The organism is Enterobacter sp. WI-ESBL-E8, from assembly GCF_053364895.1.
This window is the reverse complement of the sequence record NZ_JBRWXJ010000002.1, coordinates 82,670-109,422: the sequence shown is the minus strand read 5'-3', so window position 1 is coordinate 109,422 and position 26,753 is coordinate 82,670. Positions and strand designations below refer to the sequence as shown.

Below are 26,753 nucleotides of genomic sequence, written 5' to 3'. Positions count from 1 at the left end.
CCGGTTAAAGCTGCACGTATTGCAGATTGCGTTTCAGTTCAAAAAGAAAATCCGGTTCAAACGACCAGGCGCGCCAGTTAAGCGTTCCGTTGGTGCGGATCTCCACCTGCACGTCGCCGTATCGGGAAACGTCGGACAAGGTGACGGTGACCCACGCCTTCAGCGAAGTGGCCTGAACCACCCACTCCCGTGCGACAGAAACAGGGTTTTGTTCTTCCCCCATCTTCCTGGAAGATTCCTGAGCGGCGGTTTTGACGTTGACGTTTCGTGTGTGCATCCTGGTTTTCTCCTGTGGTGATGGCTGGCCATCTCCCTGGTGAGTTCTCTCGCGGCAAAGGGCAAAAGGAGCAACGGCGAAGGGAGGAAGGAAAGGGGCGGAGACTAAAGTTTTTGCGGCACGCAAAAAGTTTTGGCGGAGTGCATTTCACCCCTTGGATGACGACCCGACGGTGCTACGACAAGCCCTCCGCGTGAGGACACACGGGGGATGGCTTCACCGGGGGAACAGGATGCACACACCCGACACGTCGGAACGGCGTGGCGCCATTAAAGCGACGGCATCAGCCGGCGCGGTGAAGGCGTTCCGGACGGCACGGCCGGAAAAGCCGCAGCCTTTGACCTTCGCCATCAGACCCTAGCGTCAGCCCGAAACCCGGAGGGGTTCGGCGGAGCCCGGCGGGTGCGTCAGCGGCCGCCCTGGCGGAGTGGGGCTCGACGACCGGGCAGCAGCGCTGGCCGGGAGCCGAAGGGGGCCAGAGGAGGGATTCTGGTGTTTTGAGGATTTGCTGATCGGGTTTCAAAGCCGGCGACCACGTTACGCAGGACCGTATCAGTGACAATTTGCCCTCACAATGGCTTTCATCTGCAACGCCCCGGGCTTACACCAGGGCGGGAGGAGGCAGCGCCGCAGGCGCTGGCCTTGCTGTCCATCAGCCCGAAGGGATAACAGGGTTTTCGATCGCGAACAGGCGGCGCATATGCCCAGCCCAGATTATTTACTTTCCGTCGCTTTGACCGCCCTGGAGGATATAGTGGCCTCATAGATAGACGGCACACTGGCGGGTTTCCGGATTGCATAGGATCAGGCTCTCCACGTTAGGCGCCAAATATCCGCCCCCTTCAGACAGCCGATAAAACTGCCAGAATTCCCTCTGATACTCAGGGAAGTAGCGCAAGGCGTAGGCGTCTCGGACACCATAAAGTCGCCGCAAAAAAATCAGGTAGGAATGTCATGCACTGAGCCCCCTCAAGACGAATGATATCTGATGTCACGGCCTGGTTCATAGCTCCCCCACGGTTAACGTATTTTCGGTTTAGGCATCGCCGTGACGACACAGAAGACCGGAGAAAAGCGGAGAACAAAGGAGCAACACCGCAAGCCGCAGCACAAAGCCTTCACGGCCTAAATGCTCCGTGAAGGGTGCGAACAGGTGAGCAGCTGTGTTTACTTTCAATATATGAATAAAAAAACAACATTGATACAGTGGTTATTCGGTTGTATATTTAAACATGCTGGATATTAAAACAGTTAACTACTCGTATAGGCGGGCTAATGGCTGAAGATTCAGAGTACTTTTCTAGTTTCATTGATATTGATAAGCGTCCTTCCTTCTCATCAAAACATGAGATCAGTCCTGAAAACTTCCAAAAACTAATAGGTGAATACAAATTCACTGAAGATGTAATTTGCCAAGTAAAAGCATTAAATGGCGTGTGCCATCAAAAACACAAAAGTGGTTGGTTAGGTGTAACCGCGGATGGTTTTGAAGTCCTGATTGGCGGACATTGTGCAAGAAAATACTTTAAGGCTGATAAATCCTTTACCAATGAAAGAAACCGGGTTCGCAAAGAGATCGACAGAAAGAAGGCTCTTCATAAACTAAAGGACTATCGTGATAAATCACTGATTATGAATGAAGAACTATCTTATCTGCGGGCTACAATCATTAATACAAGAGTAATTTTAGATCAGATACTTAAATCATTTCCAAATGCAGTTTTGTCATTCATCACTACTGCGCAGAAGACTCATAGCTGGGATATCAAAATTGATGTCCTGCAAAAATTTAATGATGACAATAACCCCATATGGGTTACCAGTTCATTGGGCAATTTAAAGTCGCTACCTTATATGTATGAGGTCATTAGTTTGATGACCCAGGCAAAATCGCTCGCAGAAAAATTCTCCGAGGCCTGCAGCCTGAATCCAGAAGATTTATCGACACCAAAACTGAAACGGATCATTGAGACCCTGAACGACAAAGATGATCTGATAAAATCAGCTACATCTTTAAGCCAAGAAGTCACGCGATTCATTGATACCAAAAACTTAGAGCTACTTATCTTCGTATGCGACAACTACGAAGAGGAGTTCCTCGCAACCAGAGCAATTATGGCTATATCAGGAGCAAAAGTCTCAACTGATGGACATGTAAACCTGCGGTTACGTCGGATTAAGGACAAAACCACAAAACTCTTTGACGGAAAACTGATTAGAAAGAATCAGATAGTCGAGAAATTCCAGCGTAGCAAGGCATTCACTAGTTAGCTACTCCTTTCACCAATGACGGGTGCCATTCGGCATCCGTTATGATTTTAGCTGTGCCCACATCCGCTCATCACGAAACATTACATCGAGTGTACGGGCCGGATTTAGCCTATAGGTGCAACACCTGCAGTGCCACAATAACCAGTGTGCGTTCGTCTCCTGACAGTTCTTCAAGCTTCATACCGTTTCCTTCAGGCTAATGTTCATATTCATCCCCGCCCCTTTGGTTTTTTCTCGTCAAACGCCAGGAGAACCCCGAGGCCGATCAGCGAGGCGTAGAAGACCTGCATCGCAATTTTCACCGGCAGGGAGATATTATCAACCAGGACACCGGGAACCACGACGGCCACGCCTGCCAGTATCATTCCCCTGCCGGTCTTTTTGACCAGTTCCGGCCACTGAGTTTCAGGCACGTTCTGGGTGCGCAGAAAATTATGAATGCACTGCTCTGCCTTCTGTTTAATCACTGACATGTTTTATTCTCCGAATACCCGTCGCATATTTTTCTTTATCCTGGTCGCTTCACCGGTTACCGGTGCGGCAGGCTCTGCTGGTTTCTCCGGTACTGCAGCTTTACTCACGTCAGCCGTACCGGCCATCTGCTGGATCTGAACCTGCAGCTCGCTGACCGAGCCAGGCGGCACCGGCATACTGGCCAGCAGACGCGGCAGCTCCTGTGCGGTCGTGTGCAGGGCCAGACCGGTGATAATCAGGTTTCTGAGCTGATCTCCACGCAGACGGGATGACACCCCCGTCTGCACACGCTCAACCCGTTCACTGCTCCGGTCATCCTGAAGCGTCAGGGTGTAACGCCGGCGCTGGTATTCCGTCTCCGGTGACATGGCCAGAGCCGCCACGGTACCATCAGACTCATCAGGAAGTCCTGCGAGTGAAGACCAGGTGCCAGATACCAGCGCCATCACGGCGCAAAGCCGGTGTGATGCTGAATGACTTCACCGGCTCCGGCGTTTCGCAGCTGCAGCTGTTCGACGAACGTCCGCCACGTCCTCATAACGCTGAACTGATGAAGTTTCTCGATGGCATTAATCATTCAGGTCTGGGACAGGTATGGTTTTCCGGACGAGGGATTGCGTTTGCATGGCAAATGAAACGCGAGATGATCTCCCCTGCGTACACCACCCGCAGGAAAGTAAATCCCCATTGCGAGGATCAGTTAAACTTCGCTTTTCAGAATGAGTCAGTAGTGCTAGGCGCAGCCGAACGACAGGGCGAAGCCCGCGAGTGGGTGAAGAAGCACCAGGCAACAAAACGAACATAATCTCCTTACGCACTGTATATAGGAATTACATTCTCTGAATTTTGATTATGAAAGTAACAGCAGAATAGTGTGGGACCGTGGTCCCAGTTAACTCCGGAGTGTGGTGTCGACTATCCGGGCCGGGTTGCCGGGTGAAAGTTTTGACTCTCAGGACGGAAGTGGGACCGTGGTCCCAGTTAACTCCGGAGTGTGGTGTCAACATTCCAGGCCGGGTTGCCGGGTGAGTTTTGACTCTCAGGGCGGAAATGGGACCGTGGTCCCAGTTAACTCCGGAGTATGGTGCCAACAATCCGGGCAGGGTTGGCGGGTAAGTTTTGACTCTCAGGGCGGAAACGGGACCGTGGTCCCAGTTAACTCCGGAGTGTGGTGTCAACATTCCGGGCCGGGTTACTGGGTGAGATCTGGTACGCATGTAGTAAGTGGTTCCGTGGCGCCTGATAGGAAAAAGTAACCGGAACTGGATCTTGAGATTGTGATAGCAATCAGGCAGAGAGAAGTAAACAGACCTGTTTAACAAAACTGAGGCTATAGTGCAGTGAATCGCTGCTCCGGAATAAATGTGTTCCGAAGCAGCAAGATAATAGAAATATCAGAAATTTAAGATGAGCTTACTAGCATCACCAGGCAGGCTAACCATGTTGTAAGTCGCGAAGTATGCTTTCTATCTTCTCGATACACTCGGCAGGCAAGCGTGATTTGTCGAGATTAAAAATGACCCTATCGCCTTTGTAAAGAGCTGTAGCTCCAGGTACAAACTGATGACGGGTACTGAGATTAACTTTTTTACCGGATGGCTCTTTAAGTACATCTGTTAGTAAACCGATAACTTCCTCGGGTTCAAATATAACCCCCGCTGTCTTTTGCTCATGAAGCTGCTGTGTCTGTTGCAATAGTAAAGCTTCTTTTCCTGAGAATGCCTTGTACAGCGCCTCACCAGAGCGGGCAGAAAGTTCACCGGGATGAGTAAAGAGGGCAACCACGGATTTTGGTAACAGGGACGTGTTTATGCAACGCGTGATAATTTTACGGGAAATATTTTCGGCTTCTGCCAGGGCAGAGACATTGCCGCTAAATTCATTTTCCAGCCTTAGTGCATAGCGCTTGCCCCGTTCATAAGCACTGACTGGGCGGTAATCATTACCCAACCTAGATAACGACATCATCTGTTCGTCATCGAGATCGCCCACGAGAACGCGATAATCCGATGATGTCATTATGGCGGCTTTACGGCGACGACTGCCATCTGCAATCTCAATTACACCTTCTATCCGTCGTCCGAACGCAGGCGTCTGCTGACCACTCAGGAGAAAAGAGGGGATCAGATCATCAAGCGCGTCTTCGGTCAGTAGTTCCTGATCACGTTCATTACCTGACCAGACTCTTGATGCCGTTTCAACACTCTCGCCCGGGATGGCTTCTAGAACAAATTTCACTTCCCGGCCACAAACCGGAAGCAGAATGGTATTCCCGCGGGCCATAGCTCCCACCCGTGCAATTAATGAATCAACCATTGGTGCAGCGGGTGCCGCTGACGGTTCAGTTTCGGGGCGGATATCTTTTACGGTATGTTTTGGAATGACTGGTGCACGTTTCATTATCTGATCTCCCAGCGAGGTTTAATCAGACGATCAAAAATTTCATTACAGACAGGTTCCCAGATAGACAGCGCATTTCGCCAGGCTCCTGTAGATGAGCGCTGATCGATAGCCTGCTCAAACACCGTTCTCATACGGATCTGACCTTTACCGACTTCGTCGGTCTCGCGAACAACGTTTTTCAGTACCATGCTTCCCCAGGCATCGCGGATCTGTTCTTCCATCCAGGGTGACTGTGAGCCATTGTTATTGCTGTACTTGGTCAGAAGAATTCTGACGTCAGGTTCAAAACCCTGCAGGTCCACGTTTTTTAACAGATCGCGCAGCATGTCAAAAAACTGAAGGGCAGAGGTGTAATCAAATAACTCTGCTGGCGTTGGCACGATGAGTACATCAGCAGCACAAACGACATTGATGGTACCAATACCGAGGTTCGGTGCACTGTCGATAACAATAACATCATAATCATGAGCCACCGTTTCGATGGCCAGACGAAGCATCATATGAGGTTCTGTCGGCAGTTTCCCGTTGTCAAACCTTCCCATGAGCTCTGTCTCAATGCGATGCAGGGCCAGGCATGACGGAATGATGTCGAGACCCGGCCAGCAGGTGGGTTTGACGGCATAGGCTGCATCATCGCGCTCACCAAGATAAAATGGTAGCAGTGTGTCTTCGGCATGGATATGCAAATCAGGGACCCAGCCGTGGTACATGGAGGCTGTGCCCTGTGGATCGTTCCCTTCGACAAGCAGTACCCGCAGCCCTTTCAGCGCCAGATCCTGTGCCAGGTGGACAGATACCGATGTCTTATAGACACCCCCTTTATGTGCTGCCACCGCGATGACGGGCGGAACGCTGTCATCAGGACGGCGCAGACGGGTGCTAAATACATCCCGCATATGGTTAATTTGTTCAATGGTGTAGCCCACTCGCTGCTCCACACGTCCACGCATTTCCATATCAGGATGGGGAAGGCGTCCTGCTTTTTCTGCATCACGGATTGCCTGAGAAGAAACGCCAATCAGATCGGCGGCCTCACCCACACGCCAGCGACGGGTAATTTTCCTAGCTTCCGGGCTATCATCGTTAAACTGTGCAATCGCGATAGCTTTCGTCATTTCATGACCGGCAGTAATGCACTGGTCAAGCGTTTCCATCAGTCCCATTTTCTGTTCCTTGTTTTCAACTTTGCATTAATCTATTAAATCTTGATGAAAGGCGCAAAGCAACATTAAAATTGCAAACCATCTTAAAAATTGCAAAGCTGATCAAAATGTAGCCGTATTCAGTTTAGCATCCGCCTGAAGGTTGCCGCATGCTGCAGTCAATATCATCCGCTCGCCGCAGAAAGCGTGCGCACGCATGCGCATGCGTCGAGGAAGCGGAATTACTGCGTGCTAACAGGGTGTGGCTAACGCTCTGAAGCTAACGAAGATCCACCGGATGGATCTGAATGGTGAGGAATTGACTACAGTATGCAGATTATTGACTGCGGTATGAAGCAGAACAGGAATAGAGAAGGGTAATGAAATGTATTTTTCTGCATATCACAGTCAAGATTATTGCCTTTCAGGGTGTTGTATTACCGGGTTGTTGTACCAGGATTCATATTGTGTCACGTCAGTCGTCCATATGTACGAGATGCTGGCAGTTATTCCATATTTCGATCCAATAATTGATCCTTAAGGAGATCATGGTGAGATCAAAAAGAGATCCCCGGATCGTGCAGCGCCCCGCTACGCCTGAGCCCGGAGACTGTCTTCATTAACTGTGGTGTGTGGTATGTTGACTGTTGTGTGCAGGATCACCTATTGCGGTATGCAATTGTATTAACTGGGGTATGTATTTCCGTTGACTGTGATATGCGTATATACTTTCCTTTGTGGATAATCGCGGGTTAATAAAATGGCTATGGAAAATAATGAGTTACCCCTGAATCTTCAGGAGATCAACAAGACAACGGGCGAAGTTGTTAAGCTGGATGTCAACAGCGCCAGTACTGTTCAGCCTGTTGCACTCATGAGGCTTGGTCTGTTCGTTCCTACACTGAAATCGACCTCCAGGAGTAAGACGAACCGCAAAAACGTCACGGATGCGACTGAGGAGCTCGTACAGCTGTCCATTGCCCGGAGTGAAGGGTATACCGATGTCAGGATCACCGGATCGCGCCTCGATATGGATACGGACTTCAAAGTCTGGCTTGGGATCATCCGTTCAATGTATGATTTTGGCGTCAAGGATGACACGCTCAAGCTGTCTTTTGTTGAGTTCGTTAAAATGTGTGGCTTTGACTCCCGGCGCTCTAACAAGAAAATGCGCGACAGGATCAGCAACTCCCTATTCAAGCTGGCATCCGTAACCCTCAAGTTTCAGAGTGAAACGAAAGGGTGGACTACGCACCTAGTTCAGTCTGCCTATTACGACATCACTGCTGATGTCGTGGAGATCAGGGCAGAGCCCAAGCTATTTGAGCTTTATCAGATGGATAGACGGGTCTTGTTGCGTCTGAAGGCCATCGATGCCCTGCAGCGCAAGGAGTCCGCACAGGCACTCTATACCTACATCGAAAGCCTGCCGCAGAATCCGGCCCCAATCTCCATGAAGCGTATGCGAGACAGACTCAACCTGACATCTAACATCTACACGCAGAACCACACGGTGCGCAAAGCTATGGCGCAGTTGAAGGATATCGGCTATCTGGATTACACCGAATTCAAACGCGGCCGGGCCACCTACTTTAGCGTGCATTACCGTAATCCGAAACTCATCAGTAGCAAGGTCGTTGTTCCCCGTGAGCCGGAAGAGGAAGTACCTGAGCAGAACTATGACGAAGTGATTAAAGCCCTGAAGGCTGCAGGTATTGATCCTCAGAAACTGGCAAAAGCGCTCGGCAGCGTGAAACCGGAAAATGACTGAGGTATGCCGTTTTAGGGTTTGTTGACTGTGGTATGCGTTCTGCATACCACAGTCAATTTATACTGATTCATCATCCCATTTAGGTTTTGCCTGCCTTGACTGCGATATGCGGATACGCCTACCGGGATATTGATATTGACTGCGGTGTGTGGAAGAGCGGGCAGTCTGCTGAACATCTTCACTGCGATATGTTTCCCTTCATCACTCAGTCAATATTGTGCGTCAGGCCGGATGTCCTGAGCCCGGTAATTTCATAAAGGGTCTTAGCCCGTCGAGATCAAAGTATTCCGAGTCAGCGTCCGGGATTCACCGATCCGAACACCGGTGTTCCAGAAAGTGGAGAACATCATGTAATGGCGCAGATCCGGCATATAGAAGAGCAGAGCTTTCACTTCGGATGCGAGGAGGTACGCCAGAGGGGCACCGGTTAAGGTGGCCATCCTACTGAGTGCGACCGCGGTCGCAAAGTCGACCCCATGGGCTATCGGCAACAGTGATATGCGTTCTGGTGAAATGGGTTAATGCTAGGATGAACAGGCTCGGAACTAAAAGGTGAGTTGTAGAGGAAGAGAGAGGAGATGCGCTACGTGAATTCTGACCTGGTACCCCCCTGTAACCCTGTCAGTTTTCACGTAACGCAAAATTAATTTATTATCGATCAAGTGGGTTTCGTTACTACTGGCTGTAAATGCTATAAAAATACAGTTATCTGATTTTCAGCATTGCAACAGCATCAGCCCCTGCCATTGAAAATTGCACTCGATGCTGTGCCGCCACATCAAGGGCAAAAACCTTCGTGTAGACCTCCGTCGAACTGACTGACTTGTGTCCCATTAAGCTCTGCAGCACCTTCAGCGGAATACCGGCGTACAGCATGTGCATCGCGTAGCTGTGGCGGAACGTGTGCGGGGTCACCGGCACTGAGAACGTTACCCCGTCGGCGGCTGCCGCATCAACAGCTTCATTTATCCAGGTCCTGACCGTCCTGTCTGTGATTTCCCAGATGCGTGCCTTCTCGGTTCTGCCGGTGCGTTTATTACGGCGCTCCAGCGGAATTTTCAGGGTGGCCACCATCATCTCCAGCTGGCTGACATACTGCGGATCGGAAAGCGGAACCAGCCTGTGCGTCTGACTGCCGGCGGGTGCCCGGCCCGCCGTTCTGGCGGCCTTTTCAGTCCTTTGTTTGAGCGTGGCCAGCTGCACGAACGGGTAGGGCGGTGCCAGCGAAAAATCACTCCGGGTCAGGGCCAGTACTTCGTTAATACGGGCGCCGGTGTTCCACAGGGTGGCCAGCAGCATCTTACGGTGAAGATCGGGCACGTAGTGGAGCAGGGCGCTCACTTCCGGCGCCAGCAGGTATTTCGGCAGTTCGTCCTGAACGAGCGCCATCTGGCGCAGTGCCAGCGCGGCCGGATAATCGATGGCCACCGGCAGCTGAGCAGAGGAAAAGGCCCCGATCTGGCCTGGCATTGCTGGCATCATGTTATGTCACCATGGTCAGGTAAATACTTCGCGAGCAGATATTCCAGTTCGGTGCCGATTGTGGGCACAGATCGGTATCCTGTTCAGCCGTGGTGGTGACAAACGTCCCCGTATCAAACTGATACGAATTTTCCATTCCTGATGTTCCTGTGTTGCCGGAAAAATGTGCTGTGCTGTGCTGTGCTGTGCTGTGCTGTGCTGTGCTGCGCTACTGCCATACCGGATGCTTTGCACAGGTCATCACATCCCGGATAGACTGCGGTCCTGTCACCGGTGTGACCGCCCCGTTCTGCTGATCCACTTTCCAAGTTCGCACATAGCATTGGCTGCCGTCGGGAGTGAGCTGGCTGCGGACCTCGTAGAGCACGCCTTTTTCCGGTTTAAACCACGGTGTCATCACGGAGCAAATCTGATGATCTGTGGTGAAAATGGCCGGACGGAGCTGAATATAATGGCCGGCCGGCAGGGTGACCTCCATGTAATCCAGGGGCGCGTTATCTTCTGGCACGTCAGCCTTTTTGTAACCCCGGTCTGACGCCTTTGATGGGTTCCGTTCCGGATGGTCAGGATCGCGGAGACTGCCCAGGAAAAAGGCCTGCTCACAGCTGTCGACGCGATACACCGTCGTGCTGTCGGTAAATCCACGCACCCTGAGTTTTGCGGTGTTTTCACCTGCAGATGGCTCCTGATAAAGATGAGCAGGTTGCGGTTTCGGCAGACAGCCGCTTAGCAGTACGGCGACGACAACCATCCCGGTACGTTTAATCATAATCTTTTTCCTTACGTTAAATTATACTTCCAGCGAAATACCCCACGCTGAATGACTCCCGCCGCACAGCTTACCGGTCTGACCGTTTTTCTTTACTGAGAAATCCCGCCGTCCGTGTCTGTGTTGCTTCGGTCAAGAATACAGTCAGGAGGTTATGGGTATATCAATGAAAGCTGAAAGGCCGCCGCTTTGTCAGCAATGAAGTGATCACCGGTCTCATTCCCGTAATCGTCCCAGTCCTCAACATTATCTTGGTCAGTACGCACACGCCAGACGTTCTGCGAGGAACGCCAGATGGTAATCACCTTCCCGCTATATGAAATCAATTCGCGGTATTGTGGCGAATGCTCCTTGAACCACATTTTCGGATTTGAACCTGGTTTACTGGTCAGATACTCATACACATAACAACGTTCCAAAAATGTTCTGCGGGACGTCACAGACCTCGCATGACTGTCATGCCCATATTTTCGTTATAGTCATAATAAATTTCCTTATTATTTGATGGCTATTAGTTCTATTTATTTATCACTCATGAGACATTCCATTGCCCGCATGAAGTGAATAGCCAGATAACAGTCACCATCCGCAATTACCGGGCACAGCGTTCCTACACTTACGAAAAATCCATAGTAGAAAAGTTTCCGGAAGCGATGATGAACAGATTAACAGGATTTACTCGTCAGGTCGGTCTGATGCGGGGAGGATGAAAGTTATCTAACCAATTAAAGTGTAGCACATTTTTAATTTTCGTTTCACAAATCTGCGCAGAAAATCGCCGTGATCCGGAACTTGGGGTTTTCGGATCCAGGAAGAAAAATAAATGGATTAATGCCATATCAGCATTAATTAAAGATAATTGTTGCGATATTTTTATTATTGTGTTGTTTGTATGAAATTGACACTATTATTGCTATAAAAGGATAAATGCCTCTGTCAGTTGATCAGCGACGAAGCGACACTCAAAATTTCACCCTGACCGCACATCCTGACCTTCGATTTCATGTCCGGTCATTAAAGTCAGCTTAGTGCCAAGAGCGGAAGTTGCCTGCTCGTTGTACTTCGTATTTTCAGGATAGAAAACATGAACATATCACCATGATAATCATGGCAACATTTGGTACTATTTCCTTACTTTTACAAGGGAAGAGGATTTTTAAATGGTCCTGGGACTAGCAATAGCGGTAGGTGTTCTTGCTGTTTTATTCGTGGTTATGATTGCGATACATATTTTATTGAAGAAAAAGCATGCAATCGATCTTTTACGTTATAGCAAGATTGTTGATCTTGAAGAAGAAGCACGAAAAATGAAAAAGACTATGGATGATGAAGAAAAGTCCAGTCGCAATGCTATTGATAAAGAAGTGAAAGATAAGCGTACTGAAATAGATAGTGAAGTGAATGAAAAACGCCAGGCGATAGATAAAGAGGTTAAAGATAAAGATGCAGATATACAGAGGCGTGAAAAAATAGCGAGAGAGCTCATTGCGTCTCAGGAGCAAGAGCTAACCGACTTAAAAAAATCTTATAATGAAAAGCGCCAACTCTTGTTGGAACTCTCTGCAAAATTAGCAGAAGTAAGTGATTCTGTTGATATGATTGATTATGGTATATATAAACCGCGTTTCGACTATCATGATTCCAAAGCTTTCCAGGAAGCCATTAGTTACAATAAAGAAAGGCAGAAAAGTCTAATTCGACAAGATGCTGCTTGTGACTTTAATACTAGTTGGGAGGTGAATGGTAGTAAGTCGGAAGGTAAAAAAATGATCAAGCGCTATGTGAAATTGCTCGTAAGAGCATTCAATAGCGAGTGTGATGCTGCGATAGGAAAAATTAAGGTAGGCAATGTTGAGCAACTTAAAAAACGCATTGAAAGCGCTTTTGATGCACTCAATAAATTTGGGCAATCAATGAATATAAGTATCACTTATGATTATCTGAATTTGCGGCTGGAAGAGTTACTGCTTTGCCACGAAAAAGAACTTAAAATTCAGGATGAGAAAGAAATCCTTAGAGAAGAACGTGAATTGCAACGAGAGGAAGAGAAAGCACAGCGTGAATACGAGAAAGCTATTCGCGATGAACAAAAGGCAGAGAAAGACTTCCAGAAGGCAATGGAAAGAGCCAGAAAAGAGCTTGAAAAGGCAAATGCTGAAGAAAAATCCCGTATTGAAGCCAAAATTGCTGATCTCGAACTCCAGGTAGAAGAGGCAAGAGCTTTGTCTGAGCGCGCAAAATCTCAGGCGCAGTTAACTCGAAGCGGTCATGTCTATGTGATTTCTAATATTGGAGCGTTTGGAGAGAATGTCTATAAAATTGGTTTAACCAGACGACTTGAACCTGAAGATCGTGTTAATGAACTGGGTTCTGCATCAGTGCCTTTTAAATTTGATATTCACGCCTTGATTTACTCAGATGATGCTCCAGCACTTGAAACTAGCTTGCACAATGAATTTTCCGCACACCGGATAAACATGGTAAATAATCGCAAGGAATTCTTTAAAATTAATTTATCAGATATTGAAAACAAGGTTAAATCACTTGGTTTTGATGCGTCATTTACGGAGTATGCACTTGCTCCTGAATATCGTAGTACGCTCTCTATTTTGAATTCAAAAGACAAAGAAAAATCAATTGCAGATGCAGTAGAGCATAAAGTTGAAGAGTTGTTCCCCGAAATGGCTTAAAGGAGTTTTAATTTCATATTAAAGGCTAGACAAACTCGTCGAAGTGAGTTTGTCTAGGTAGTTTAGTTTATGCAATTATAGCATTTCTATAATAATTAAGATTAAACATGAATTTTTCAGGCTATTATCGATAAAGCTGCTGCACCACGCTCACGTGATTGCTTCTTTTGAATGTAAGCATCCAGCTTAACCAAATCATTCGCTTATCAAGAATTTCTAGAGAACGGTTCAGGTAGGATATAAGGCTAATGTCCGCTCCTCGCTCAAAGCTACCTGTCATGCCTGCTTAAAAAACAGGCTTAACGTAGGTTGTTTTCCGTTTTCCAAGCGGCCCCCTATATACCCGCCAGGAGGAGAACCCGGCAGAATAAAGAAAAACACCGCCGAAAGGCGGTGTTTTTGTATTAGCGAACCAAATGTAAGAAGTGAAGATGCTTTTCATACTGGTCGAGAATATCGTTGATAATCTGTTCCTGATTCCAGCCCATCACATCGTAATCCTGACCGCCTTCTTTCAGGTAGATTTCAGCCCGATAGTATTTATGCTGTTCTGCCTGCTGCTCCTCATTATCCAGCCCGGAGATCGCAAAGGTAGGAGCAACATAACCACGGAGTCTGACTTCGTAGATGAAGTTAAGCTCATTGCCTAAATCCACTTCGAAGCGAATACGGTCTTCGCCACTGTTGTTGATATGGCTTACGGTGCTCTGTTTGTTCAACTCATCCTGAACCATTGTCATGGCAGGCTGAATGACATCATCCATAAAACGTTTAACCAACGAACGTTTTGGCAGATGGGCGATATTGCGCAGTCTGCGCTGCCACGGAATAGGATTACGCGCAGCGGTAGGTGCAATGGTGGTCATATTCTGGCTGTCGCGCTTGGTGATGTCCCGTCGCAATGCTTTCAGCAATCCGTATATCGATATCAACAAAATCACCGAGAACGGCAGGGCGCTGGCAATGGTCACCGTCTGCAAGGCGCTAAGGCCGCCCGCAAGCAGCAACGCAATGGCGACCAGCCCCATCAGTGCAGCCCAGAAAATACGCTGCCAGACGGGCGTATTGCTGGAGCCCCCGGAGGCCAGGGTATCCACCACCATCGCTCCGGAATCTGCCGAGGTGACAAAAAATACGATGACCATCGCCATGGCGATGAACGACAGAATGCTTGAGAACGGGAAGTGCTCAAGGAAATTAAACAGCGCCAGGGCCACATCCTGCTGGACGGTATTGGCGAGGTCCGTCGCCCCTTTCTGCATGATCAGATAAATCGCGCTGTTTCCGAAGACGGTCATCCATAACAGGGTGAAACCCGCCGGGACGAAGAGCACGCCGGTCACAAATTCGCGGATGGTTCTGCCGCGCGAGACGCGGGCGATAAACATGCCGACAAACGGTGACCAGGAGAGCCACCATCCCCAGTACAGCAGCGTCCAGCCACCTAACCAGTTGCTCGATTTAGGCTCGTAGGCATACAAATTAAAGGTTTTACTGACCATTTCGGACAGATAACCGCCAGTGTTCTCAACGAACGATTTCAACAGCAGAACCGTAGGTCCCAGCAACATCACCATCACCAGCAGCAGCAGCGCCAGGCTCAGGTTGATCTCGGACAGAATACGAATGCCCTTATCCAGTCCCGACACCACCGAAATCGTTGCCAGGCCAGTGATGACCACGATCAGGATCACCTGCACCGTTTCATTAATTGGCACGCCGAAGAGATGATTAAGCCCGGCGTTAACCTGCAGCACGCCATAACCGAGGGAGGTGGCCACGCCAAGCACGGTGCCGATAACTGCAAAGATATCGACCGCATGGCCAATCGGTCCGTAAATACGATCCCCGATAATCGGATACAGCGCCGAACGCAGGGTCAGTGGCAAGCCGTGACGATAGCTAAAGAAGGCCAGTATCAACGCCACTATCGCGTAAATCGCCCATGCATGGAGTCCCCAGTGGAAGAAGGTCAGGCGCATGGCCTGCTTGGCGGCTTCGACCGTTTCCGGGGTACCAACCGGCGGAGAGAGGTAATGCATCACCGGTTCTGCCACCCCGAAGAACATTAGGCCGATCCCCATCCCGGCGGAAAACAGCATCGCGAACCAGGAATGATAGCTGAAATCAGGTTGGGCGTGGTCGGGCCCAAGTTTAATATCGCCGTAGCGCGACAGCCCGAGGAACGTCACGCTCAGGAGGATCAGCGCTACGGCCAGAATGTAAAACCAGCTGGCGTTGGTGAAGATTTGATTCTGCAGAAGTTTGAAGTTTTTATCGGCCAGATCGGGGAAAGCCGCGGCAAAGGCGACAAGGAGAAATATTAACAACGCCGAGGTGAAAAACACCGGCTTGTTAATATGGTTTTCAGACTTTTTTATTGGGGTTTCATTCTCACTCATAAGCTCATTTATTCCATTGTGTGTTCACTTCGCCCTGGATGGATGAATTTTGTCACAGCCCGATCCTAACAAAAGAAAAGGAGTGATGCCTAATGACCTTAAGAATAAGCTGAATCGCTTCTACGATACCTATAATGATAATCGCTGTTCAGGCTTGTGCCAGGATTTGCTCCGCCGCCGCCAGATCCGCCAGCGTATCAATGTCGTGCACTACCCCGACATCGCAGAGCGACAGCTCCAGAACCTCCCCCTGACGGCGTGCGCGGGGCTTTGTTGAATAAATCGGATTTAGATAAAAGCGCTCCTCGTCGCTGACTTCCTCAGGCAATCCGTACACTTTCTGGCATGCCTGCACACGTCATTTTGTTTAAGGCACGGATCATGGCCATAGCCTCTCCAACCTGCGCATCATAATCCCGAAACGTAAGATGCCCGCCAAACAGCTGTTTGACACGGTACATTGCCGTTTCTGCCACCGAATGTCGGTTGTAAGCCGTGTGCCATTTCCAGTACGCATTACTTCCCGTCAGCCGTTGCCGGGTAACGGCCTGATTTCTGTCGGCATATTCAGCCGGCCAGTAACCTGCGCGGGTTAACTCCGGGATCAGTATCAGCGCCATTGCGTGAATTTAATACCACCCGGCAAACCATTCTCAGGGAAAAGGCAGGGCAATAATGATCCTGAGTTCACAGCTGGACGGTCTGCTATAAAGTGAGGTGCAGACATTGTCACAGACTTCCGCTCCTCGCTCCCTCCTGCCTTTTGCCCTGAACTCATTCCTGCCGTATCTCCATTGACTGTCCATATGATTACTCAGTTCAAATCCGACTTCGGGAGTTTTCGGATCTCCGGTGAAAAGAGAAGAAAACATATAGGTCATGCATATCCACATGCCTTACATCCGCATAGGTATGGCATACGCATATCCTCACCATCTACATATGTCATAGCTATGCACATACTCAACAGCTGCCTATACTTAACATGTGCGCACACCCATGCATGAACTTCATATCGGAAATGTCATGCATATCCAAAATATTCGGGAGTTAAGTATGAGAACCGTATCGATATTTAAAAACGGCAACAACCGCGCCATCCGTCTGCCCCGCGATCTGGATTTTGAGGGAGTGAGCGAGCTGGAGATCGTCCGGGAAGGGAACTGCATCATCCTTCGTCCCGTCCGGCCGAGCTGGAGCTCATTCGCCATGATGGGCAGGGCCGATCCGGAGTTTATGGCGGAGCGCGGGGACGTTGTCAGCGACAAAGGAAGGAGTGAACAGTGAACAGGACGTATATGCTTGATACTCGTTTCTGCGCGTTCATCCTGCGCGAGCAGCCGGAAGCCGTGCTCGCGCGACTGGAGCAGGCGGTGCTGCGCGGCCACCGTATCGTGATCTCTGCCGTCACCTGGGCCGAACTGTCACAGGCGGCACGAGCGTCCGGTCCCGCCACGCAGGCACTGGCCGACGCGTTCTGCGCCAGTCTCGATGCCGTGCTGGCCTGGGACCGGGCTGCTGTGGAGGCCACCACTGAAGTGAAAGCGTCCCTGGCTGCAGCCGGAACGCCCATCGGTCCGAACGACACGGCGATCGCCGGGCACGCCATTGCCGCCGGTGCCGTACTGGTGACGAGGAACGGGGGGGAGTTTGAGCGGGTGCCGGGACTCACGCTGGAAGACTGGGCCCGCTAGCTGCAGTCTGATGCAAAAAGCTTGCGTAATGCCAGACGTGAGCTTTTCTTGCCCTGTATCAGCGATACCATCGGGAGTGGTGATACAGATAGTCCCCCTGAGACATAAAAAAACATCTGAGAGGGAGGTTTTTAGATAACGCTGCTCTTGTCTATTACAACCTGATCATTACGTTTTCTCATCAAATGGATCAGCGCTGAAAAAATACTGACAAGTGCACCTGTCGCTCGCTCACTCATTTTTCTATCAGAAAACTAATCAGTAAGAAGAGTACAGCACAGTATCATGAACTTCGGAAGTTATGGCGTTCATGTACAACCTATGTCATTTTAAAACATGAGTTTTTTATTATCATGAAATGGTTGCGGTAAGAATATTGCCGATGAAGCAGTCACGCCGGGCTGATCATAATGATAAAAAACTCCTTCCGAATCAGGCACTTTCAGACCAGCCCCGTACATTTACAAAAGTAAAGACAGAGTGAATTGCCAAATCATGATGCTGATGATAAAAAGGCGTGCCCTCTGTCTTAAGATAGATTTTATACGTTATTAACTGATTAGAGCAGCCAGTCATAATCTAAGCAGGGTTATCTGACTGTATAAAAAAATAAAATATGATAACAGCTACTTTCCTTTCAGCAATTTATCGGCAACGGTGTCCGTGCTGCCGTCAGATTCTCTACTGATGAATAAAGATATGCGTGACAGAAAAGAAGAAAAAAGATTACATTCACTCTACACCATGGGCATCCTCGACAGTAACACTGAGGAGCGTTTTGACAGGCTGACAAGGATCGCCTCAAAACTTTTCCAGGTTCCTGTTGCGCTGATTTCATTGGTTGATCGAGATCGCCAGTGGTTCAAATCAGCCTGTGGTCTGGATATCAGATCCACGCCGAGAACTGATTCTTTTTGTGCTGTTGCGGTTGAAAACGGGCGTCCGCTTGTTGTCAACGATACGCTCAGTGAGCCAGCATTTTCTCATAATCGTCTGGTGCTTAATGAACCCAATATCCGCTTTTACGCAGGCTATCCCGTACACCTGCCGGACGGCGAAATTGCCGGAACAATCTGTATCCTTGATACTAAACCCCGTGAATTTACAGCTGATGAGTTTTCCTTACTGCAGGATCTTGCTTTTATTGTTGAAGACGAATTCCGGATAATCAACCAGGCAACGACTGATGCCTTGACCGGGCTCTGTAACAGACGTTCTTTCACACTGATAGCGGACGAAATACAGCGAAAATCGCTCAGGAATAACAATACATTTTGCCTGATCATCATAGACCTTAATGATTTCAAGCTAATCAACGACACCTACGGGCATGCGGAAGGCAACAGAGCCCTGAAGGATTTTTCTGAAATACTGCAGAACACAGTAAGTGAAAATGGTTTCATTGCAAGGATGGGGGGGGATGAGTTTGCCGTGCTCATCCCGGAAGCATCGGAAACGGAAGGTGAGACGTTTATAACGCAGATGAACGAATCCGTAAAAAAATATAATTTAAAGCATACAGACTACAGACTTGATTTCTCTGGCGGAGTGGCTGTCTTTGATAAAGACAAACTAAACTCTGTTTCACTTATGATGAAACAGGCCGACAGAGAGATGTATCGTAAAAAAAAATCATCAATATGATGCTGTCAGGAGTTGACGGTCGAGTCATACAGCGTTATCGTTAGCCCGAATAGCCTGTAAAACAGTAAAAATGAAGTATTATAAAATTTTCCCGCCCCGTGCGGGCTTTTTTTTGAGGAAGGAATGCTGCGGCTGAAGATTTTTCAGTATTTCCTTCTGCCTGCCTTGAGTGAACGTCAAGGGTTTAAAAAAATGGAGCTGAAAACCTTCGCACGGCGCCATATACAACCATCTGTCATATTGATTTAATGTAAATCAGTATAACTTAGACGAAATTACACCATCTGTATTAAGCAGCAGGGACTCTTTTACCTTCGTTGCCGCGCCTGCCATTAAATAAATAAACTTTTAGCGAAGCTAAATATGGTGTGTTTCTTTGTGCTAAGCTATATTCGATACATTATACAGCCTTCAGGAGGTCATTATGGGTTCTGTCAACAGGTTCGGACAGAAAACTGGTCGTGAAACCAGAAACTGGTCCAGACGGGAAAAACCGGAAAGTATAGAACTGAATGGGTTATGGTGTCAGATCAGACCATTAAGGACAGATGATGCAGAAACTCTTTTTCATGAATGGTATAGTATTGATGATGACAGGGACTGGACCTACCTCAGTCACAATAAACCACAATCTATACTACAATGCATCGACTATTTTAAAAAACTAAGTGAATGCAGCCATTCTATTCATCTTGCAGTGACAGATAAAAATGACAACCTCGTCAAGGGGATATTCTCTGTAGATAATATTGACTGTGATAATGGTGTTTTTGAACTTGCTGATGTCAACTGGACTCCGCAAATGAAAAGAACAAGAGTAAGCACTGAAAGTATCTACCTTGTTCTGTCTCTCTTTTTTAATAAACTTGGCTACAGACGATGCGAATGGAGAACAAACATTTATAATGAGGATGCCATCAAATCAGCGAACAGGCTGGGTTTTACTCATGAAGGTATATTGAGAGACAAAAAAATCACAAAAGGTTATTCCGAAGATATTTCCGTTTTTTCTGTAACTTCCGGTGACTGGCCCGGGATAAATGATGCATTGATAGCCTGGCTCAGGAAGGAAAATTTTGATGAGCGCGGGAGACAGATAAGACACCTCAGTGATTTTTATCTCCCCTGATCTTCTGACTGCCAGGAGCATCTGGCAGCAGAGACAAAATTCTGTTCAAATTATTTTGTATTATGTCGGCATATAAGTTCTGTCGCTTCTGCAAGTGTCAGCGCCCGGGAATAATACCACCCCTGAGCACTACTCTGTGGCCAGAACTTCTTCAGATAATTCACCTGCTCCTGCGTTTCCACCCCTTCAAACACAATTTTATCAGAAATATTCCGGAACATTTCATATAAACCGGGAAGCAGATTGTAACTCAGCGATTCTGTGCCGATAGCATCCGTCAGTGATTTGTCTATTTTAATTTCATCAACATCGAGTGCTGTAAAAATATTCAGGTTAGAATATCCTGTACCAAAATCATCTATAGCAAACCTGACTCCATACTTTTTATAATTTTCAATATGTACTTTCATATCCTCAAAATCACCACCCTGACGCTCGGTAATTTCAAGAAGGATTGTTCCGGATGGTATGTTGTATTCAGAAATTAGTGCAATAAGTGTGTCCCTGAACTTTCCGGAATCAAGATCGCTGGCATTAATGTTCACGCTCAGAAATATCTTTTCCTGCATGGCCGTATGGATGAACTCCCGGATGGCATGGTTAATAACATATAATGTCACGTCTTCCTGCAATCCTTGCTTTTCAGAAAGGGGGATAAAAACATCAGGGCCAATATTTCCGAGTCTTTCATCCTTCCATCTGAGCAGGGCCTCAAATCCGCAGAGATTTTCGCCGTTAATTCTGTAAACAGGCTGATATACAAGAGATAATCCATTATTTCTTAATGCTTTTACGAATCTTAAGGAAAGGGAGCTGTTGAGCTCTGTACGGTTCATAATGATAATATAAATCATTAACCCGGATATTACTGACGCTGCGGCCATCAGCATCTGTATACTCCAGTGTCCAGAAAGCACCCCCGTAAAGTATCCCCCCCCGGCTACACAGAGATCATACTGAAGGCTGCATGCTCTGAACACTCTGAATTTCGGAGGAACGTCATCATGCTGATCCAGAAAAGCAGCATCAGGTCCAATTTTGAAGTAGTGCCCGTCATGCTTGCGATTACCGACAACTGCGCTGAAATTTACTGTATGTGTATCAGTTTCAAATCGTCTGAACACAAAAGGGGAGACAATAACCATTACATCTTCTGAGAGATAAGCATCGGCAGAGATATCGTCCTGAAGTTTAACACCAAAGAGCCACAGCCCTCCCCGTGAAGACCATTTTTTATCGAATCGCTCCAGGGATAACGGTGTGGACAGGCTTCCCCACAGTGCGCTACAGATTAATCCGTTTTTTGTGGTATAGCCTGCGTCCTTAATCAGCGGGTAGGGCCAGACAACCACCCGCAGATGACGAAGATTTTCATGAGAGCAGGGCCATCGGCCGTTCTCCGGCCCGGTCTTTGCTGCAATCCTTACAGACTCGAGCTGAATCAGGAGAGATTCCGCGCGAACGAGAACATCAGAAGTGTAGTCTTTTATTTTATCCCGGAAAATGAGGTAAGCTACGCCCTCGGATGCCATAAAAAAGAGTAAACCAGATAAAAATAATGAGAAAATGAGAATGGAAAGGTTATGCTTCCATTTTACTGGTCTGATCCATCCTTTTATCTTACGCCTGGCCATGCAACTCCCCCTGGAACCTTTATCACGGAAACCAGTATATCGTTTCCCGCCAGCGACGCTTACCTGCTGGCTGACACTAATCATATGATATCGGCATTCTTTATCATTTCTTTACTCTACAGCACCAAGGTATGAAACTCTGTGACAGAGTATGGAGAGATACCGTAGCGGCAGATAAATTCTTCAGACACCTAAAAATCATATCTTATGATACAGAGGTATGATGTTCTTATTAATTAGGATAAAGTTATTATGCTCATCATATTAAATAAAAAAGAATGCAGACTGGATAACACAGCCTGCATTCTCGTCGTGTACCGTGAGAGACTGATTTTCAGGGCAGCAATATATCCTGCCTGATTGTTATAATCAGTTGGTTAGTTTCAGCCAGTGACGCCAGTTTTGGCAACGGCAGATCTCTTATGGTCGCCAGCAGTTCACAGTTAACTCCGGCAAGCACTGAAGCCTCCTGAGTGCAGGAAATACGCTGAAGGAGAAGAAGATATGACAGATTAAGATAATGAATATCTGTAAGGCAGGCAGAAACTGAATACATTCATACAACCTTTAAAAATGGCTGCATGGTTCCTTCCATATGCAACGCAGACTATGATACATGGTGAAAACACTGAATGCTTTATCATAATAAAAATTTCATGAATAATATACCGGCCACCTGATAAATTACATATTTGCACAAAACTTTACACTAAGTCGGGTAGTGTAATTGTCTGACGAGCTTCTTCAACTCCGTATCAGTAATCATCCTTTCTGAAGCAGTGATGATTGTGGAAACATTTTTATCTTCCTTTTCAAGGAAATGCATGTTCACGTCCAACACCTGTACATTTCCCTTACCATCCTGATACAGAAACACACTTTCATACTTCGGCATCGTAAAAATAAAAGGACTTTCATTATTGCAAACGACTATCACTTGCATTTGCCCCCCTCAATTTAATTTGACCCTCGCATTATAAGTGTAGAGTGCTAATGAATAAATATCAAATATATAGAAGGCATTTATAAATAATAATTGCGAGCTTAATAAGCTAACCAGTAGTGGGTACCATTCCAGTAATCGGTAGAACAGTAAGATATATCTGATATTTATTTTCCGCTCAGTTATGAGCCCCTGACAAGGGTATGCGAAGACGTGATCCGAACCCACCCTGGCAGGGCTGATTCTCTGGTGGGGGGCTTGAACAGACAAAGACCTATGCCATTCTGAAAGAATGGTCTCAGCTGGCTGTTGTTGACGATAATTTGCTTGAATTTGCTTGTTCTTAACGAAGCCGGCAGGATATATCTGCTGCAACTCATTTCCTGAAAATATCATTCAGGACTGTATCAGACCAGACGTCATTACAAATGAATCTACCATCACCACTTCAGTGGTGCACCAGCCAGACTATATGAAGCCCTTCCAAAGATGTACAGAAGAACGGCTGGCACCTGTTCGGGATGACAGTCACCCCTTAGTACCGTCGACTTTTCTGACACAAGCCTTGATAAAGTTCCACCACTGATCGCAGAATTAGTGTTGCCCTTTTAAGTAGCTGAAAGGCCAGCTCTTATACTACCTTTCTCTCCGGGGGAGATATCTATGGGGTTTACCTGTCACCCGGACATTTTTATTATACAGGGCATCAGGTCGCGCACTGATACTGTAGCCTGAGGCAGGCTCATGGTGATCAAGTGAAACCGTGGACAGTGTCACCACGATGGCACAGGAAAGCCGCATATCTGCCGGCGAATTACATGTGTGCCGATCACCCATCGCTTTCATCATCGAGGTTGCTGAACCGCCGGTGCAGGAAGTCAGGCACCTCAGTTCCTGGCGCCTGCGCGACGGTTTCATCGCTCTGGTTCCTGAACGCTCTCACGGGAGATTCGTGCACCACCCCATCAAGGATCTACTGTGGCGAAGGTCATTATTTGCTGTCATAACGCCAGCAGCGTTCCTCAGGAGGCTCACGCAGATAAGAGTGATATATCCGTTCTGCGTTGCGGCCGCGTCAATCGGATCGACATTGGGAGGTATTTACGTTCCGCCTGCGGTGCCCTGTAAAAGGAAAAATGCTGACTGACAGGTTCTTTTTTCTGACTTATACTAGTGTAAAGGTGATGGCGTTCCACCTTTCCCAACCGCCCCGCCCGGGGCTGATGACGCCTGATATAACTCTTGAATTTCAGGAGGTATGTCAGGCCGTCCGTAAAACCTTCTGGCCTGTATACTTCCCTTAACGGGGATACATCTTTGATTAATGTTTTTGGTCATCTCAATCCGGACAGTGATGCCATCTGTACCGCCGCTGTCACCGCTGACTGGCTTTCCCGACAGGGCCGCCCTTCCCGTGCGTGGAGGACCGGTGAAGCGAACCCAGAAACCCGCTATATTTTTGAAACAGCCGGTCTCACCCTGCCACCTCTCCTCGATTTCCCCCTGAAAGGGGAACGAGTATGGCTGGTCGATTTTACCGAACCGGCGCAGGGGCCTGCTGACCTTCCTGAGAGTAATATCATCGGGATTATCGACCATCACCGGCTGGGAGGACTGGTCACGTTACTACCGCCGGAGGTCTGGATAAAACCGGCAGGCAGCAGTGCGACGGTACTCTGGTCGCTGATGGATGCAGAAATGCGCAACACCATGCACCCGACTCATGGCATCCTGCTTCTTGGTGCGCTGTTCAGCGACACTGTAAACCTGCGCTCACCCACCACGACGGAAGACGATATCCGGACAGCCACTGAACTCTTCGTGCTGTCGGGAATAAAACACAAAGCTTTTGTTCACGGCCTTCTGGCCGCTAAAACCGATATCACCGGACAGACGGCCGGTCAGATTCTGAATAAAGATCTTAAGACTTTTTCGCTCGCAGGCACAGATGTGCGTATTGCCCAACTGGAGGTGAGTTCACCTGATCAGGTCGCTCCTTTACTGGAGGAACTGCGGAATACGATGGCGCAGATGGTGGTAAATACAGGAGCCGGGCTGATCGTGCTGATGGTAACCGATATCAATAAATGTTTTTCAACACTGTATTTCGCCGGACCGGAGAGCGGTAATGCCACATCATGCTCCTTACCGGGCATGGTCAGCCGCAAGAAACAGCTTCTGCCCTGGCTCGAACATTTCCTGAGGCAACGCCGGAGACAGCCATGAAAATCTATACTCACGCACTTGTTCTGGTTCAGGGGAAAGAGGATGGCGTTCCCCTTCTCGCACTGGCGGCGACGCTGTCCCGTCTGCTTGAGATGAAAATCACGCTTGCCCATATCTGTAACGACTACCGGGAGATGAACTATGTCTCGGACAGCCTGATGGACGATACCGTCTCCAGGGATGTTGTCCTGGCGAAGGCGCTGCTCAGTGAGCTGACATCCTCGGTGGATGAGCACGTTGACGCCCGTGAGCTGGTCACCATGCGGCGTTTCGAGGATATACAGAAATGCATCACCGACACCGGTGTCGATCTTGTGATTGCAGGTCACCGTAACCGGTTTATGGGCACGCTGACCTCACGTTCAGCTGAATACGTTAACCACCTGAACGTGGATGTTCTGATTAAACACATCTACGACTGAGTTACAGGAGATTGCCATGAATTTTATACTGGAAAAAGTCACCGCTCGCGAAATACTTGATTCCCGCGGTAACCCCACTGTAGAGGTGGACGCCTGGGCTTCTGACGGGCTGATGGCTCGTGCATCAGTGCCCTCCGGGGCCAGTACCGGTTCGCGGGAGGCAACTGAGCGCCGCGATGGTGACCCGGAGCGTTTTGGTGGCAAAGGGGTGCTTGATGCTGTTAAGGCCGTCAATACAGAAATCTGTGATGCCATCAGGGGAACCGATGTGCGTGAGCAGCGGCGGCTGGATAATATTATGCGGGAGCTTGACGGCACGGAGAACAAAAGCCGGCTCGGCGCCAATGCCATTCTGGGTGTATCGCTGGCAGTAGCCAGACTGGCTGCACAGTTCACCCGTCAGCCACTGTACCGCTATCTTGGGGGGCTTAATGCCGGTCTTCTGCCCGTTCCGTGCATGAATATTATTAACGGTGGCGTTCATGCCCGGGGTCAGGGCGCTGACTTTCAGGAGTTCATGATAGCACCGCACGGTGCCTCAACGCTCACTGATGCTGTTCGTCAGGGCAGTGAAGTCTATCAGGCCCTGCGTCAGATCCTTGTGTCGAGGGATCTCTCCGCTGCGGTGGGTGATGAAGGCGGATTTGCCCCGGTCGTCTCTTCAAACAGGGAGCCTCTGGAATTCATCGTTCAGGCCATTGAAAAAGCCGGTTACCGTCCGGGGGAAGACATCAGTATCTGTATGGACCCGGCTTCCAGCGAATTTTATCGTGACGGGAAATATCATCTTCGCACCGAAAACAGCGCCCTGAGTGCTGAAGAGATGACGGATTATTACGGGGAACTGATGAACCAGTTCCCCGTAATTCTGCTTGAAGACGGACTCGCAGAGGATGACTGGACTGGCTGGAAATATCTGCACGACAAACTGGGCGGGCGTGCTGAACTGGTCGGCGACGACCTGTTCGTGACCAATGTGAAGTATATCCGCCGTGGCATTGAGGAAAACCTTGCCAGCGCAGCCCTCATAAAACTGAATCAGATAGGCACGCTCAGCGAGACATTTGACGCAGTTTCACTGTGTCATGAAAACGGGTGGGGGGCTTTTATTTCGCACCGCAGCGGTGAAACCATGGACACGTTTATCGCCGATATGACTGTGGCGCTGCGTGCGGGACACCTTAAAACCGGCGCACCCTGCCGCGGAGAACGAATTGAAAAATACAATCAGCTTATGCGCATCGAGCAGGAGCTGGGCAACGAAGCCCGGTATGCAGGTATAAGCGCCTTTGTTCGTCATCTCTGACGGGCATATCACGGGCATCAGAGCCGCGTATACCGGATGAACCCGGTATACGCCTTAATTTTCCTTAGGTGGGG

Annotated in this window: 22 protein-coding genes, 6 pseudogenes and 1 riboswitch; of the genes and pseudogenes, 12 read left to right on the top strand and 16 right to left on the bottom strand. The window is 48.5% G+C overall.

Annotation, left to right across the window (positions count from 1 at the left end; translation table 11 throughout):
• Window positions 1-4: 4 nt before the first annotated feature.
• A complete protein-coding gene (locus ACWHWP_RS24335; RefSeq protein ID WP_086533304.1) occupies window positions 5-277 on the bottom strand; it encodes a hypothetical protein in 273 nt (90 codons plus the stop codon).
• Window positions 278-1,037: 760 nt separating this feature from the next.
• The gene (locus ACWHWP_RS24330) at window positions 1,038-1,175 is read right to left on the bottom strand and encodes an antirestriction protein (protein WP_230863576.1); all 138 of its coding nucleotides are present in this window, start codon (window positions 1,173-1,175) and stop codon (window positions 1,038-1,040) included.
• Window positions 1,176-1,552: 377 nt separating this feature from the next.
• On the opposite strand from ACWHWP_RS24330, the gene ACWHWP_RS24325 reads away from it, so the two are divergent.
• Window positions 1,553-2,548 (top strand): hypothetical protein, encoded by a 996-nt coding sequence (locus ACWHWP_RS24325; protein WP_063161582.1) that lies wholly within the window; start codon window positions 1,553-1,555, stop codon window positions 2,546-2,548.
• A gap of 209 nt (window positions 2,549-2,757) precedes the next feature.
• On the opposite strand, the gene ACWHWP_RS24320 is transcribed toward ACWHWP_RS24325, so the two are convergent.
• Together ACWHWP_RS24320 and ACWHWP_RS24315 are read right to left on the bottom strand one after the other, a co-directional pair.
• Entirely contained in the window at window positions 2,758-3,021 is a 264-nt protein-coding gene (locus ACWHWP_RS24320) for a hypothetical protein (RefSeq protein ID WP_063161583.1), read from the bottom strand.
• Between the two features lie 3 nt (window positions 3,022-3,024).
• A pseudogene (locus ACWHWP_RS24315) lies at window positions 3,025-3,483 on the bottom strand (plasmid partitioning/stability family protein); the annotation flags it as partial.
• On the opposite strand from ACWHWP_RS24315, the pseudogene ACWHWP_RS24310 reads away from it, so the two are divergent.
• Window positions 3,477-3,726 (top strand): annotated as a pseudogene (locus ACWHWP_RS24310) (DUF4113 domain-containing protein); the annotation flags it as partial. The pseudogenes ACWHWP_RS24315 and ACWHWP_RS24310 overlap by 7 nt on opposite strands.
• A 730-nt stretch (window positions 3,727-4,456) precedes the next feature.
• Here the strand turns inward: ACWHWP_RS24310 and ACWHWP_RS24305 are convergent.
• Together ACWHWP_RS24305 and sopA are read right to left on the bottom strand one after the other, a co-directional pair.
• On the bottom strand, window positions 4,457-5,422 hold the full coding sequence (locus ACWHWP_RS24305) for a ParB/RepB/Spo0J family plasmid partition protein (RefSeq protein ID WP_063161596.1): 966 nt from the start codon (window positions 5,420-5,422) through the stop codon (window positions 4,457-4,459).
• The gene (gene sopA, locus ACWHWP_RS24300; protein WP_086533260.1) at window positions 5,422-6,588 is read right to left on the bottom strand and encodes a plasmid-partitioning protein SopA; all 1,167 of its coding nucleotides are present in this window, start codon (window positions 6,586-6,588) and stop codon (window positions 5,422-5,424) included. Before sopA ends, ACWHWP_RS24305 begins: the two co-directional genes overlap by 1 nt.
• A gap of 739 nt (window positions 6,589-7,327) precedes the next feature.
• On the opposite strand from sopA, the gene ACWHWP_RS24295 reads away from it, so the two are divergent.
• The gene (locus ACWHWP_RS24295; protein ID WP_086533259.1) at window positions 7,328-8,338 is read left to right on the top strand and encodes a RepB family plasmid replication initiator protein; all 1,011 of its coding nucleotides are present in this window, start codon (window positions 7,328-7,330) and stop codon (window positions 8,336-8,338) included.
• Window positions 8,339-8,584: 246 nt separating this feature from the next.
• Here ACWHWP_RS24295 and ACWHWP_RS24290 read toward each other — a convergent pair.
• The 4 genes and pseudogenes from ACWHWP_RS24290 to ACWHWP_RS24275 form a co-directional block, all read right to left on the bottom strand.
• Window positions 8,585-8,853: pseudogene (locus ACWHWP_RS24290) on the bottom strand (tyrosine-type recombinase/integrase); the annotation flags it as partial.
• A gap of 190 nt (window positions 8,854-9,043) precedes the next feature.
• Window positions 9,044-9,820, bottom strand: a complete 777-nt coding sequence (locus tag ACWHWP_RS24285) for a site-specific integrase (protein WP_063161594.1) — start codon at window positions 9,818-9,820, stop codon at window positions 9,044-9,046.
• A gap of 1 nt (window position 9,821) precedes the next feature.
• Entirely contained in the window at window positions 9,822-9,956 is a 135-nt protein-coding gene (locus tag ACWHWP_RS24280; RefSeq protein WP_269059475.1) for a hypothetical protein, read from the bottom strand.
• Between the two features lie 72 nt (window positions 9,957-10,028).
• Window positions 10,029-10,589: a hypothetical protein gene (locus ACWHWP_RS24275; protein WP_063161593.1), complete on the bottom strand. Its 561-nt coding sequence runs from the start codon at window positions 10,587-10,589 to the stop codon at window positions 10,029-10,031.
• A 1,160-nt stretch (window positions 10,590-11,749) separates the two neighbouring features.
• Between ACWHWP_RS24275 and ACWHWP_RS24270 the strand changes: the two genes are divergently transcribed.
• Window positions 11,750-13,279 carry a DUF4041 domain-containing protein gene (locus ACWHWP_RS24270; protein WP_086533256.1) on the top strand — a complete coding sequence of 510 codons (1,530 nt, stop codon included), beginning with the start codon at window positions 11,750-11,752 and terminating at the stop codon, window positions 13,277-13,279.
• Between the two features lie 404 nt (window positions 13,280-13,683).
• Here the strand turns inward: ACWHWP_RS24270 and ACWHWP_RS24265 are convergent, their stop codons facing one another.
• The 3 genes and pseudogenes from ACWHWP_RS24265 to ACWHWP_RS24255 form a co-directional block, all read right to left on the bottom strand.
• Window positions 13,684-15,681 carry a BCCT family transporter gene (locus tag ACWHWP_RS24265; protein ID WP_086533303.1) on the bottom strand — a complete coding sequence of 666 codons (1,998 nt, stop codon included), beginning with the start codon at window positions 15,679-15,681 and terminating at the stop codon, window positions 13,684-13,686.
• Between the two features lie 148 nt (window positions 15,682-15,829).
• Window positions 15,830-16,009, bottom strand: coding sequence for a hypothetical protein (locus tag ACWHWP_RS24260; protein ID WP_447724544.1), 180 nt, complete (start codon window positions 16,007-16,009; stop codon window positions 15,830-15,832).
• A pseudogene (locus ACWHWP_RS24255) lies at window positions 16,002-16,289 on the bottom strand (IS5/IS1182 family transposase); the annotation flags it as partial. The gene ACWHWP_RS24260 and the pseudogene ACWHWP_RS24255, both read right to left, overlap by 8 nt.
• On the opposite strand from ACWHWP_RS24255, the pseudogene ACWHWP_RS24250 reads away from it, so the two are divergent.
• The 5 genes and pseudogenes from ACWHWP_RS24250 to ACWHWP_RS24230 form a co-directional block, all read left to right on the top strand.
• A pseudogene (locus ACWHWP_RS24250) lies at window positions 16,267-16,357 on the top strand (helix-turn-helix domain-containing protein); the annotation flags it as partial. The pseudogenes ACWHWP_RS24255 and ACWHWP_RS24250 overlap by 23 nt on opposite strands.
• A 380-nt stretch (window positions 16,358-16,737) precedes the next feature.
• A complete protein-coding gene (gene vapB / locus ACWHWP_RS24245; RefSeq protein ID WP_045295158.1) occupies window positions 16,738-16,968 on the top strand; it encodes a type II toxin-antitoxin system VapB family antitoxin in 231 nt (76 codons plus the stop codon).
• Window positions 16,965-17,375: a PIN domain-containing protein gene (locus tag ACWHWP_RS24240; RefSeq protein WP_086533302.1), complete on the top strand. Its 411-nt coding sequence runs from the start codon at window positions 16,965-16,967 to the stop codon at window positions 17,373-17,375. The genes vapB and ACWHWP_RS24240 overlap by 4 nt, the downstream gene beginning before the upstream one ends.
• A gap of 687 nt (window positions 17,376-18,062) precedes the next feature.
• Window positions 18,063-19,019: a sensor domain-containing diguanylate cyclase gene (locus ACWHWP_RS24235; protein ID WP_242669370.1), complete on the top strand. Its 957-nt coding sequence runs from the start codon at window positions 18,063-18,065 to the stop codon at window positions 19,017-19,019.
• A 424-nt stretch (window positions 19,020-19,443) separates the two neighbouring features.
• Window positions 19,444-20,148 (top strand): GNAT family N-acetyltransferase, encoded by a 705-nt coding sequence (locus tag ACWHWP_RS24230; RefSeq protein ID WP_045295164.1) that lies wholly within the window; start codon window positions 19,444-19,446, stop codon window positions 20,146-20,148.
• 50 nt (window positions 20,149-20,198) lie between these two features.
• Here ACWHWP_RS24230 and ACWHWP_RS24225 read toward each other — a convergent pair whose 3' ends face one another.
• The 3 genes and pseudogenes from ACWHWP_RS24225 to ACWHWP_RS24215 form a co-directional block, all read right to left on the bottom strand.
• Window positions 20,199-21,038 carry an EAL domain-containing protein gene (locus ACWHWP_RS24225; RefSeq protein ID WP_242669377.1) on the bottom strand — a complete coding sequence of 280 codons (840 nt, stop codon included), beginning with the start codon at window positions 21,036-21,038 and terminating at the stop codon, window positions 20,199-20,201.
• 21 nt (window positions 21,039-21,059) lie between these two features.
• Window positions 21,060-21,680: pseudogene (locus ACWHWP_RS24220) on the bottom strand (CSS-motif domain-containing protein); the annotation flags it as partial.
• Between the two features lie 436 nt (window positions 21,681-22,116).
• On the bottom strand, window positions 22,117-22,338 hold the full coding sequence (locus ACWHWP_RS24215) for a flagellar transcriptional regulator FlhD (protein ID WP_072049942.1): 222 nt from the start codon (window positions 22,336-22,338) through the stop codon (window positions 22,117-22,119).
• Window positions 22,339-23,896: 1,558 nt separating this feature from the next.
• Window positions 23,897-23,965, top strand: a riboswitch (Fluoride riboswitch).
• Between the two features lie 77 nt (window positions 23,966-24,042).
• Between ACWHWP_RS24215 and ACWHWP_RS24210 the strand changes: the two genes are divergently transcribed.
• Genes ACWHWP_RS24210 through eno form a run of 3 tightly spaced genes read left to right on the top strand, consistent with a single transcriptional unit; the run spans window position 24,043 to window position 26,679 of the window.
• A complete protein-coding gene (locus tag ACWHWP_RS24210) occupies window positions 24,043-24,951 on the top strand; it encodes a DHHA2 domain-containing protein (protein ID WP_086533299.1) in 909 nt (302 codons plus the stop codon).
• Window positions 24,948-25,373 carry a universal stress protein gene (locus ACWHWP_RS24205; RefSeq protein WP_086533298.1) on the top strand — a complete coding sequence of 142 codons (426 nt, stop codon included), beginning with the start codon at window positions 24,948-24,950 and terminating at the stop codon, window positions 25,371-25,373. The genes ACWHWP_RS24210 and ACWHWP_RS24205 overlap by 4 nt, the downstream gene beginning before the upstream one ends.
• A 16-nt stretch (window positions 25,374-25,389) precedes the next feature.
• Window positions 25,390-26,679, top strand: coding sequence for a phosphopyruvate hydratase (gene eno, locus ACWHWP_RS24200; RefSeq protein WP_086533297.1), 1,290 nt, complete (start codon window positions 25,390-25,392; stop codon window positions 26,677-26,679).
• Window positions 26,680-26,753: the final 74 nt, after the last annotated feature.